Origin of the sequence: Streptomyces sp. M41, from assembly GCF_043673425.1 — a bacterium.
Lineage (GTDB): Bacteria > Actinomycetota > Actinomycetes > Streptomycetales > Streptomycetaceae > Streptomyces.
The window spans coordinates 304,759-316,620 of the sequence record NZ_JBIMKE010000003.1; the positions used below are offsets into that span (position 1 = coordinate 304,759).

The 11,862-nt window shown below is 72.4% G+C and carries 6 protein-coding genes; all 6 read left to right on the forward strand.

Going from position 1 to position 11,862, the window contains the following annotated elements:
• The first annotated feature begins 125 nt into the window (after positions 1 to 125).
• The 6 genes from ACHBTE_RS05880 (at position 126) to ACHBTE_RS05905 (ending at position 11,828) form a co-directional block, all read left to right on the forward strand.
• Entirely contained in the window at positions 126 to 2,771 is a 2,646-nt protein-coding gene (locus tag ACHBTE_RS05880; RefSeq protein WP_394722297.1) for a protein kinase, read from the forward strand.
• A 361-nt stretch (positions 2,772 to 3,132) separates the two neighbouring features.
• Complete coding sequence (locus tag ACHBTE_RS05885; protein WP_394722481.1) at positions 3,133 to 4,935, forward strand: serine/threonine-protein kinase; 1,803 nt, start codon at positions 3,133 to 3,135, stop codon at positions 4,933 to 4,935.
• 162 nt (positions 4,936 to 5,097) lie between these two features.
• Entirely contained in the window at positions 5,098 to 6,387 is a 1,290-nt protein-coding gene (locus ACHBTE_RS05890; RefSeq protein WP_394722298.1) for a protein kinase, read from the forward strand.
• A 92-nt stretch (positions 6,388 to 6,479) separates the two neighbouring features.
• Positions 6,480 to 8,210 (forward strand): serine/threonine-protein kinase, encoded by a 1,731-nt coding sequence (locus ACHBTE_RS05895; protein ID WP_394722300.1) that lies wholly within the window; start codon positions 6,480 to 6,482, stop codon positions 8,208 to 8,210.
• A gap of 38 nt (positions 8,211 to 8,248) precedes the next feature.
• Positions 8,249 to 10,072, forward strand: a complete 1,824-nt coding sequence (locus ACHBTE_RS05900) for a serine/threonine-protein kinase (protein ID WP_394722302.1) — start codon at positions 8,249 to 8,251, stop codon at positions 10,070 to 10,072.
• Positions 10,073 to 10,214: 142 nt separating this feature from the next.
• Complete coding sequence (locus tag ACHBTE_RS05905; RefSeq protein WP_394722304.1) at positions 10,215 to 11,828, forward strand: succinic semialdehyde dehydrogenase; 1,614 nt, start codon at positions 10,215 to 10,217, stop codon at positions 11,826 to 11,828.
• The last annotated feature ends 34 nt before the right edge of the window (positions 11,829 to 11,862 follow it).

Consider the following 11,862-nt stretch of genomic DNA (forward strand, 5'->3'; position numbering starts at 1 on the left):
CGCTCTTTGCAGGTTGCCTCCGGCACGTATCGTGAGTGCTTGCGGACCGTACGCATCCACACGTGCGTCCGGAACGGGACGCAAGGCGAGCGGAATTGACCATCCGGGCGGCCGGGGGAGGCAACGTGGAGGACTACGCGGGCCGAGTGCTCGCCGACCGCTACCGCCTGCCGCTGCCGCCCTCCGACGAGTACGAACTCACCGAGACCCGGGCCTTCGACACCTACAGCGGTCAGGAAGTACTGGTCCGCCAGGTGCCGTTGCCGGAGGTCGTCGAAGCGGAGGTGCTCGACGCCGAGGGGTTGCCGGACGGATTCACCGCGCGGGACGTGCGGGGCGTGGGGGGCGGCCGGGACCATGGGGCGGGGCGACGGGCCCCGGCTCGTCCGAGTGAGCGCCGGTCCGGCGATCCGGCGGTGCGGCGGGCGGTCGAGGCGGCGCAGGCCGCGGCGCGCATTCCCGACCATCCCCGGCTGGACCAGGTCTTCGACGTGTTCGCCGACGGCGGTTCGCTGTGGATAGTGAGCGAATTGGTGGCCGCGCGTCCGCTGGCCGCACTGCTCGCCGAGAAGCCGCTGACGCCGTATCGGGCGGCGGAGGTCGCCTCCGATGTCCTCATGGCGTTGCGGGTGCTGCACGCCCATGGCTGGGTCCACCGGAACATCACCGCGCGCACGGTGCTGGTCTGCGACGACGGCCGCGTGATGCTGACGGGGCTCGCGGTCGGGGCGGCCGAGGAGGCGCTGTGCGGGTATGACCCGGTGCCGGCCGAGGACGGTGAGGGGGCCGGTGAAGCCGGGACGTTCGGGGGCGGCCCGACCGCGGGCGGGCCCGGCGCCGAGGGCACCGACCCCGAGGCCGCCCGGCGTGCCGCCATCGAGGCGCGTGCCGCGGGCGGGCTGCCGGGACCCGGGGGCGAGCCGGGCGGCGGGGGAGGGGCACCCCGCCCCGCACCGCGCGGCGCTCTGGAAACCGGCGGGGACGTCAGGGCCGCGCGTGCCGGAGCGATCGCCGCGTATCGGGCGGGGGCGCGTGCGGCGGCCCGGGTGCAGGAGGCCCAGCAGAGCGGGCGGGCGACGTTGCCCGGGGCCCGTTCGGCGCCCGAGGACGGCCCCGCGGCTCTGGCCAATGGTGCGGCGCAGCAGCCGTATCCCTCCGGCGGCGGCACCACCACCTCGCCCCCCGGCCGGATAGCCGACCCGTACGGCGTGCAGGCCACGGCCTGGCATGGCGCCGGGCCCCGGAGCGGGGTCGGCGGCGCGCCGACGGACGAGAACCAGGACCATGCGGGCCTGCCCCGGACCGGGCCACGCCAACCGCCGTCCGGCCTGGGCGCACCACGGCCTGACGCGGACAGTGCCGCCACCGTCAACGCCCCCCACCCGCCGACCCGCTGGAACGACCTCGTGACCGGGTCCGGGCCCGGGTCCGGAGTCGGAACCGGAGCCGAGGTCGGTGGCGGCGTCGGCGCCGGAGCCCGAGTCGGTGCTTCCGCTCACCGTGGTCCCACCACCGCGCTCGCCGCGGAGCGGGCCCGGCAGGCCCGGATGGCCGTGGTGGGGCCCGTGACCGAGCGGTGGGCGCCGGAGCAGGCCGGTCCGGTGCATGAGAACTGGCAGTTGGCCGCGCCGATCGGGCCGGCGACCGACCTGTGGGCCCTGGGGGCGTTGCTGTTCCGGGCCGTGCAGGGGCATGCGCCGTATCCGGAGGACTCGACGGCCGAGCTGGTGCAGATGGTGTGTGCCGAGCCGCCCGCCTTCGCCGAGGAGTGCGGGCCGCTGAGGCCGGTCGTGGAGTCGTTGCTGCGTCAGGACCCCACCGAGCGGCTCGACTTCGAGGAACTGCGCGGCTGGCTGCGCTCCCTCGTGCGGTCGGCACCCGAGCCGGAAGCCGGTGCGCATGTCGTCGCCGCCCCGCCGGTCGACCCCAACCGGCTGCCGATCGTGCGGCGTCGCGGCGAGTTGGTGCGACGGCGCCGGGCCGGGCTGCCCGCGCATCACGGGCGGCACAAGCGGGCCAAGCGGGAAGCGGCACCATCGCCCCGCAGGCTCGGACGTACGTTGCTGGTGCTCGTGCTGCTCGGCATGGCCGCCGCAATCGCCTACGCCATGCTGTTCATGCCGAAGGCGGACCAGAGCGACGGCGCCACGGCCGACGCCGATCGCACCGGCGCCGCTGGTCAGGCCGAGCAGGCGACGCCAGAGCAGACCGCCGACGCCAGCAGCGAACCGCGGCCCGACCAGACGTCTCCGGGGTCGGGCAACAGCCCCTCGGAGGAGGCAGGTTCGGACGAGACGCAGACCACCGGACCCGACCTCCCCGACGGCTTCACCCTGCGCGATGACGCGGCCGGATTCCAGGTGGCCGTGGCCAACGGCTGGGACCGCACCGGGAAGAACGGCCGTGGGCAGGTCGTGTACTCGCACGGCGACTTCGACCTCATCGTCGTACCGGGACGGGACACCGCGGACGAGTACGGCAGCGATCCCATGGTCTACCAGCGGGAGCACGAGCGTGAACTACAGCCCTACCGGGACTCCAGCTGGGCCTCCTCCGGCGGGCTGAAGACCATCAAGGTCGGTCAGCGGTCCATGGCCGAGGGGCAGTTCACCTGGACCGACGACCAGGGGCGCGAGCTGTTCGTACGCAATGTCGCGATGCTGATCGAGGGGCGGTACCACGTGGTGCAGCTGCGTGGGCCGGAGGCGGAGCGGGACGAGGTGACGCGGTTGTTCGAACAGGCGTCGGCGACTTACCAGTTCACCGACTAATTGAATTCCGTGCAATTCACCGGCTGAACCAATTCCGTGTCATTCCACGGCTGGACACCGGCAGAAACGGGCAGAGACCGGCAGAACCACCTGCAGAACCACCTGCAGAACACCGGTCCCCGGATTCACCGCTGAGCCGATTTCGGTTCGTATTGCGGGCGCACTCGCGGAACAACCGGGTCTTCGGCTGATTGCAGGTCACCGAACGGTTTCCCTTACGGACGCTGCGTGATGGTTGCTTCGCGGCAGAGAAAGCGACAACCATCACAGTGCGGTCTCCTTGGCACCCCCGTGGTTCCGGTGACGTCGGCCGGTCCCTAATCTGACTCTGTCAAGAACATTGCGGGGCGACGTGAATCAGATGCAGGGCCAGCTCGTTTCGGGGCGCTATCGCCTCGCCGACGCGATCGGCAGCGGCGGTATGGGCCGCGTATGGCGTGCGCATGACGAGGTGCTGCACCGAGCAGTGGCGATCAAGGAGTTGACCGCCGCGCTCTATGTCTCGGAGAGCGAGCTGGAGCGGTTGCTCGCGCGTACCCGCGCCGAGGCGCGCGCCGCCGCGCGCATCAATCACTCCGCCGTCGTCACCGTGCACGACGTGCTGGAGCACGATGGCCGGCCGTGGATCGTGATGGAGCTGGTCGAGGGGAACTCGCTGGCCGACACGGTCAAGGAGCGCGGACGCGTCGAACCGACCGAGGCCGCACGCATCGGCCTTTGGGTGCTGCGGGCCCTGCGCGCCGCGCACTCCGCCGGAGTTCTGCACCGCGACGTCAAGCCCGGCAACGTCCTGCTCTCCGAGGACGACGGCCGCGTCCTGCTCACCGACTTCGGCATCGCCCAGATCGAGGGCGACACCACCATCACCCGCACCGGAGAGGTGGTCGGCTCGGTCGACTACCTCGCCCCCGAGCGGGTCCGGGGCCATGACCCGGGCCCCGCCTCCGACTTGTGGGCGCTCGGCGCGACCCTCTACACCGCCGTGGAGGGCCGCTCGCCCTTCCGCCGTACCTCGCCGCTGGGCACCATGCAGGCCGTGGTCGAGGAGGAGGCCGCCGAGCTTCAGCACTCCGGCCCGCTCGCACCCGTGATCACCGCGCTGCTCCGCAAGGATCCGGCCACCCGGCCCGACGCGGCCGAGGCCGAGCAGATGCTGGCCGAGGCGGCGGAGGGCCGGCGACCGAACGAGGCGCAGGCGTACGTGCCGACACAGCACAACCGGTACGAGCCGGAGGCGCGCACGGGGCCGGAGCACACCGGGCCGGCCGCGCGCACCGGGCCCACCGCGCGCACCGGCTCCGAGACGGTGGTGACCGGCACGCCGTATCACCCGCGGACCGGGCCGACGGCCATCGGCTTCTCTTACGACACCCCCGGCAGGGGCACCGGCAACGGCACCGGCAGCAGCGCAGGCGCCGACACAGGCGTGGGCGCGGGCGCAGGGACGCGCACAGACACAGGCGCCGACATCGGCACCGGCACCGGCGCCATGCCGACCCCGTCGCGCAAGCGGCGGCGGCTGCGCACGGTCGCCCTGGTCGTCGCCTTCGCCGCCATCGTGGGCGGGGGCACGGCGGTGGTGTTGCAGAAGTGGGGGCCTGGAAGCGGTGGTTCCGCCGGCTCCGCGTCCGCCTCGACGGCGCCTTCGCCGACCGACACGGCCAAGGACGACCAGGACGGGCTCGGTGCACCGGCCTCCTGGAAGAAGGTCGAGGACCCCGAGGGCTTCAGCCTGTACCTCCCCGAGGGCTGGAAGCGGGTGCCCCTGGACGATGACGACAGCGATGGCCTCGTACAGATCGACTACTCGCCCGACGGCGGCCGGCACCTGCTTCGCATAGCCGTGGACAGCGCGCCGGACTTCGACGACTCGTACGCGCATCAGGAGGATCTCGACCAGCAGTTGGGTGAGCGCCTGGTGGACTACGAGCGGGTGCGGCTGGAGCGGAACCTCTACCGTGACCGGCCGGGTGCCCGGCTGGAGTACAGGTGGACCGCGCTGGCGAAGGACTCGGACGCCCCCGGGCCGTATCGGGCCGTCGACCAGATGTACATGTCCAGGAACGGTGTCGAGTACGCGATCTACATGGCCGCCCCCGCTGCCGACTGGCCCAGCACCCGCAAGCAGTTCGAACTCGTGTTGCAGGGCTGGCGGGAGCGGTAGCGGCGCGTGGGGTACGCGGGCAGCACGCGGGCAGCACGCGGGCAGCACGCGGTGCGGGACGGGGTGCGGGGCGCGCCAGGCCGACCGAGGCCGTGCCGGCCGCTGAGTCGGCGGTGACCGGAACTCGATGGCTCGCCAAATCCCTGGGGCATCATGGTGCGCATGGCGACCCATGGGGACCAGGGGGACGACTTCCGGATCATCGCGGGCCGTTACCGTCTGGAGGTCCGCGTCGGTCGCGGCGGCATGGGCGTCGTATGGCAGGCGACCGACCAGCTGCTCGGACGCCGGGTGGCCGTCAAGGAACTCCCCATCGACGAGACGCTCTCCGCGTCCGAAGCCCGGCGGCAGCGCGAACTCACCTTGCGTGAAGCCCAGGCGGTGGCGCAGCTGAGCCACCCGAACATCGTCGTCGTCCATGATGTCGTCGAGGACGACGAACGCCCCTGCATCGTGATGGAGTTGGTCGACGGCGACTCCCTCGCCGACCGGCTCGCGGCGCACGGGCCGGTCGACGCGCACGAGGCCGCCCGTATCGGCGCCGATCTGCTGGGCGCGCTGCGCACGGCCCACGCCGCCGGAGTGCTGCACCGCGACATCACCCCGGCCAACGTGCTCATCGAGAACGGCACCGACCGTGTCGTCCTCACCGACTTCGGCATCGCCCGCTTGCCCGGCACGAGCACGCTCACCGAGTCCGGTTCCTTCGTCGGCTCGCCCGAATACACCGCGCCCGAGCGGATGTCGGGGGCGAGGACCGGCCCCGCCTCCGATCTGTGGTCGGTGGGGGCCCTGCTGTGTGCGGCCCTGAGCGGTGAATCGCCGTTCCGGCGCGACTCGTTGAGCGGCATCGTGCTCGCCGTGGTCTCCGCCGAGATACGTCCGCCCGCGCAGGCGGAGCCGATCCTGCCCGTCGTGCAGGGGCTGTTGGAGCGCGATCCGGGCCGGCGGCTGGACGCGGCGGGCGCGGAGCACATGCTGCGCACCTTCCTCGAGACGGGGTCCACGGTCCTGGTGAAACGGTTCGGCAGTGCGGAGCACCGCTACTCCACACGCACCAAGCTGGCCATGGCGGTGCTGGTCGCCGCGATGGCAGTGGCGGGGATCTCGGCGGCGGCACTGCTGGTCAACGGGGGCGGCGACGGAGGCGTGGTGCCGACGGGCTCGGCACCGGAGAACTCCGGCGAGCCTACGGGACCGGGTGCTTCCACGTCCCCGGGTGCTTCCACGGCCTCGGGCACTCCTGCGCCCTCGGGCACTCCTACGGCCTCAGGTGCTGCCACGGCCTCGGGCACTCCCACGGCCTCAGGTGCTGCCACGCCCTCGGCCACCTCCACAGCCTCAGGTGCTGCCACGCCCTCGGCTACTTCCACGGCCCCGCCACCCGGCGTCACTACGGAAGCGGCCCCTCAACCCGCTCCTCCCGCCCCCATGTCCGCCAACCCCGGATAAAGGGGAGATAAGTGACGAGGTGAGTCACGGCTCTGTGACCGGAAAGCATTCCCGCTGGATGCCGAACCGCTTGCCGCGATAAGGATGGAGCCATGAGCAGCAACGGGGGACACCCTTACCGGCCCGACGAGCCGACGAGTTTTGAACTGCAACCTCCGCAGCCGAACCCGCACGCGCCCGTGCCGCATCCGGACAACCCGTACGCGGTGCCCACCGGGGCCGTACCCCCGCAGGTCGCGCCCGCCGCGGCGCCGGCCTCGCCGCCCGCTCACCCCTCTGCACCGCCGGTCACGCCCCCTGGCCGGCAGCCCGCCCCCTCCGCCCAGCCCACCGAACCGGCTCCCGGCACCGGACGGGTGATCGCCGGCCGCTACCGGCTGCTCGCCAAACTCGGCCACGGCGGCATGGGCACGGTCTGGCGTGCCAAGGACGAGACGGTGGACCGGGAGGTCGCCGTCAAGGAGCCTCGCGTACCGGACCACCTTCCCGAACGCGAACGCGCCAATGCCTACGAGCGGATGCGCCGCGAGGCACGCGCCGCGGCCAGGCTCGATCACCCGGCGGTCGTGAACGTGCACGATGTCGCCGTTGTGGACGACCGTCCATGGATCGTGATGGAGCTGGTGCAGGGCCGTTCGCTGGGCGACCTGCTCCAGGAAGGCACGCTCGACGCCCGCGAGGCGGCGAAAATCGGCCTGGAGGTGCTCGGCGCCCTGGAGGCCGCGCACGCCGCCGGCATCCTGCACCGCGACGTCAAGCCGGACAACGTCCTCCTCGGCCGGCACGACCGCGTCGTCCTCACCGACTTCGGCATCGCCCAGATCGAGGGCGAGACCAACCTCACCGACACGGGCGGCTTCGTCGGCTCGCCCGAGTACATCGCGCCCGAGCGGGTGCTGGGCCAGCGGCCCGGCCCGGCGAGCGACCTGTGGTCCCTCGGCGTCGTCCTCTACGCGGCGTCGGAGGGCGTCTCGCCGTTCCGGCGCAGCAACACCCCCGCGACCCTCCAGTCCGTCCTCAACGCCATGCCGGCGCCCCCCGCCTCCGCGCAGGGCCCGCTCGCCGAGGCCATCAACGGCCTCCTCCAGAAGGACCCGGCGCGCCGCCCGAACGCCGCGCAGACCCGTGCGCTGCTGGAACAGGCGGCCACCCCGCCGACGCCGGTCACCACGCAGGTCGTCCGGATCCCCGACGTCGTCAGGGGCGGCGTCCGGCTGGGCCGCAAGGCGCTGCTCGGGCTCGGTGCGGCGGTCGTCGCGGCGGCGGTGGCGGCGTATCTGGTGATCGCCGACCCGTTCGCGGGGCCGCTGCCGGACACCTGGGACACCCACCACGAGAAGGCGCTCGGCGCGACGCTGGCGGTGCCCAAGGGCTACAAGCAGAGCCTGCCCGAGGGCACGGACGACGGCCACTGGGTCACGTACACCGACGCGAGCGGTGCCATCGTGATCACCCTGTCGCTCGAAAAGAAGGCCGAGGACTCCGGCAACGAGATCGCCGGGTCCGCGGCGGCCGAGATGTACGACGACGACGGCGACTTCAAGCAGAACGGCATGTACGAGGTCCGCATGCCGGCGAACCCGAAGACGCAGCCCGAGCAGACGACCTACCAGGGCAAGAAGTCCGCAGAGAACACGATCGTCTACACCACCGACGACACCGAGAACCCCCGCCCCCGCGAGATGCGGATCTTCTACTACAAGTCCTCGGCGGGCGACATGTACAAGCTCACCGTCGGCTACCCGGGCGCGGGTGACTTCAGGGACCGGGGGCGCGAGGTGGCGCGTACCGCCATCGCGAACGTGGGCATCGACAAACTCTGAACTGGCCAACGTCCGGCCTCGCAAGGTAGTCATGGGGCATGAGCAACGACGGCGGCGGCACCGGCTCCAACTCCCGGGTGATCGGCGGGCGTTACCGGCTGATCGAGCGCATCGGCTCCGGCGGGATGGGCACGGTCTGGCGGGCGTTCGACGAACTCGTGGAGCGTGAGGTCGCCGTCAAGCAGCCCCGGCTGCCCGGCGACCCGGAGGAGGCGGCCCATCAGCGGGCCGCCCACCGGCTCTACCGCGAGGCCCGCGCCGCTTCCCGCGTCGACCATCCGGCCGCCGTCTCCATCCACGACGTCGTCGCCGAGGACGGACTGCCCTGGATCGTCATGGAGTTGGTCCGTGGCGAGTCCCTGCACGAGGTCCTCCGGCGCGGGCCGGTCGACGCGCCCGAGGCCGCCCGTATCGGGCTCGCCGTCCTCGGCGCCCTGCGCGCCGCGCACGCCGTCGGCATCGTGCACCGCGACGTCAAGCCCGCCAACGTCCTGCTCGGCCCCCATCGCCGTGTCGTCCTCACCGACTTCGGCATCGCCCATGTCCAGGGCGAGGAGTCCCTCACGGCCAGCGGCGAGTTCGTGGGCTCGCTGGAGTTCATCGCCCCCGAGCGGATGTCCGGCAGCGGCGCCGGCCCTGCCTCCGACCTGTGGTCGCTGGGCGTGCTCCTTTACGCCGCCGTGGAGGGCTGGTCCCCGTTTCGCCGTACGACGCTGGAGTCCACGCTCGCCGCGATCCTCGCCGCCGACCCGCCGCAGCCGAAACAGGCGGGGGCGCTGGGGCCGTTGCTCGTGCGGCTGCTGGCGAAGGAGCCCGAGGAGCGGCCCGGCGCGGAGGAGGCCGAGGCACATCTGGTGGCGGTGGCCGAGGGCCGGGCGGTGCCGGGTCCGTCCGGCGAGCCGGCGGCTGCGCAGCCGCAGGACGTCTCGGGGCTGCGGGAGTTCAGGGAGGACGCGGGGACGCTACGGCTCCAGGGCGCGGTGGCGTCCGAAGGGCCGGGCGGACATGGTTCGCCCGGGTCGCCGGCCGGGGCGTCGGCGGAGCCGATACCGGGGCGGACTCCTGGGCCTGGCTCCGAGGGCACTTCCGAGCCCGTCCCCGCGGGGACCCCCGCGCAGGACTACCCAGCGACGTCCCCCGAAACGCTCGCCACGCCGCCCGCCGCCACCTCCTCCTCTTCCACCGCCTCGTCCTCCGCCACCCCCGCCACCCCCACCACCACCGCCCCCCGCCCCCGCCCCCTCCTGCGCCCGATCCCCGTCGCTGTCCTGGGCGTCCTGCTCGTCGGCGGCACCTGGTTCGCCACCTCCTCCTTCCTCGTCGGCGGGGGCGACGGCCCGAGGAAGGCGCCGTCCGCCCACAGCGCGCCCACGAAGAGCCCGGAGCGCACCTCCACCCCCTCTCCCGCCCCCGGCGCCTGGACCGAGCACCGGGAGAAGGAGATGGCCGCCACCCTCTCCCTCCCCGCCGAGTACAAGGAGGCCGCCCGGGAAGGCGGCGCCACCGACCAGCCGCGGCTCGTCGTCTACGACATCGGCCTCGTCCAGGTACGCCTCACCCAGTGGGACGAGGCACCCCGCCCGCTGCTCGACCAGGCGCAGGCGGCGCACGACACCTGGGACAGCTACAACCACGACGCGAGCACCCAGTCCACCCGCACCACCTTCAAGGGCTACGACGCCGTCCTCTCCGACACGACGTACGACAAGGAGGTGTCGCCGACCCGCGTGATGCAGCTCTTCGTCGTCACCGGAGACGACCGCATGTACGAACTGCGCGTAGATATGCCCAAGGGCACACCCACGGAGAAGAAGGGCACCGCGGTCTTCAAGGGCGCCCGTGACCGACTCGAGATCGGATGATCCGGTATCGCCCCGCGAATGTAGCGGCAACGCCCTGATCAGCGGGTTTGTTGCCAGTGGACACTGGCAGCATGTGAGCACTCGGTGAATCCCCATTACCGACGGGTACACAAAGCCCTCGTCGCGGCATACCCTGCGCCTCATGACGGACGCGCAGGCCCCGGCCAAGACCGGCACCAACCCCCTCGCCCCCGCCCCGGCGGGCGCCCGTACCGCTGCCGACGTGGTCACCCCCGAGCTGGTGGCCCAGCTCACCAAGGGCGTGGTCGGCTCCGGCCGTACCGCCAACCACACCCCGTTCACCGGCGAGAAGCTGGCCGACCTGCCCGAGTCCACGCCCGAGGACGTGCAGAAGGCATTCGAGGCGGCCCGCGCGGCCCAGGCGGTCTGGGCGCAGGTCCCCGTACGGCAGCGTGCCGCCGTCCTGCTCCGCTTCCACGACCTGGTTCTGGAACGCCAGGCCGAGGTCCTCGACCTCATCCAGCTGGAGACCGGCAAGGCCCGGCTGCACGCCCACGAGGAGGTGCAGGCCGTAGCCGTCGCGGCCCGCCACTACGGCCGTAAGGCCCACGCCTACCTCAAGCCGAAGCGGCACACGGGCGCCATCCCCGCCCTCACGCGCGTCACCGAACTGCGCCACCCGCGAGGCGTCGTCGGCCAGATCGCCCCCTGGAACTACCCCCTGGAGCTGTCCGTCGGCGACGCGCTCCCGGCGTTCGTCGCGGGCAACGCCGTAGTCATGAAGCCGGACACCGAGACCTGCCTGACCGCCCTGTGGGCCCGTGACCTGCTCATCGAGGCCGGTCTGCCCGCCGATGTCTTCCAGGTCGTCCTCGGCGAGGGCCCCGTCATCGGCCCCGAGGTCGTCAAGCGCGCCGACTACGTCTCCTTCACCGGCTCCACCCGCACCGGCCGCGAGGTCGCACAGGGCGCCGCCGCCCGCCTGGTCGGCGTCTCCCTCGAACTCGGCGGCAAGAACGCCATGCTGGTACTCGAGGACGCCGACGTGGAGAAGGCCGCCGCCGGCGCCGTCCGCGCCTGCTTCTCCTCCGCCGGGCAACTGTGCATCTCCATCGAGCGGCTGTACGTCCACGAGTCGATCGCGGACACCTTCGTGGAGCGCTTCGCCGCCCGCACCAAGGCGATGCGCCTCGGCAAGTCCCTCGCCTACGGCGCCGACATGGGCTCCCTCGTCGGCGAGCGCCAGCTGGAGACGGTCACTCGCCACGTGGAGGAGGCCGTCGCCAAGGGCGCCAAGCTCGTCGCCGGCGGCACCGCCCGTCCCGACATCGGCCCGTACTTCTTCGAGCCGACGATCCTCGACGGCGTCGAGGCGCCGATGGCCGTCTGCTCCGAGGAGACCTTCGGCCCGGTCGTCTCCATCTACCGTTTCAAGACCGAGGACGAGGCGATCACGCACGCCAACTCCACGCCGTACGGCCTGAACTCCTCCGTCTGGACGAAGGACGGCAGCCGCGGTCGCGCGGTCGCCGCCCGTCTGCGCACCGGCACGGTGAACGTCAACGAGGGCTACGCCCCCGCCTACGGCAGCGTCCAATCGCCCATGGGCGGCATGAAGGACTCCGGCCTCGGCCGCCGCCATGGCTCCGAGGGCATCCTCAAGTACACCGAGGCCCAGACGGTCGCCCAGCAGCGGCTGCTGCCGATGGCGCCCTCGCTGGGCATGGACGACGAGAAGTACGCCCAGTTCATGAGCCGGAGCCTGCGGGTGATGAAGGCGTTCCGTTTCCGCTAGGGCCCCGTTTCCGAGGCCGCCGCACCACCGCTTT

Excerpts from the sequence above, each read along its gene's own strand:
- ACHBTE_RS05885 (WP_394722481.1), top strand. The coding sequence starts at position 3,133 with ATGCAGGGCCAGCTCGTTTCGGGGCGCTATCGCCTCGCCGACGCGATC.
- ACHBTE_RS05890 (WP_394722298.1), top strand. The coding sequence starts at position 5,098 with ATGGCGACCCATGGGGACCAGGGGGACGACTTCCGGATCATCGCGGGC.
- ACHBTE_RS05895 (WP_394722300.1), top strand. The coding sequence starts at position 6,480 with ATGAGCAGCAACGGGGGACACCCTTACCGGCCCGACGAGCCGACGAGT.
- ACHBTE_RS05900 (WP_394722302.1), top strand. The coding sequence starts at position 8,249 with ATGAGCAACGACGGCGGCGGCACCGGCTCCAACTCCCGGGTGATCGGC.
- ACHBTE_RS05905 (WP_394722304.1), top strand. The coding sequence starts at position 10,215 with ATGACGGACGCGCAGGCCCCGGCCAAGACCGGCACCAACCCCCTCGCC.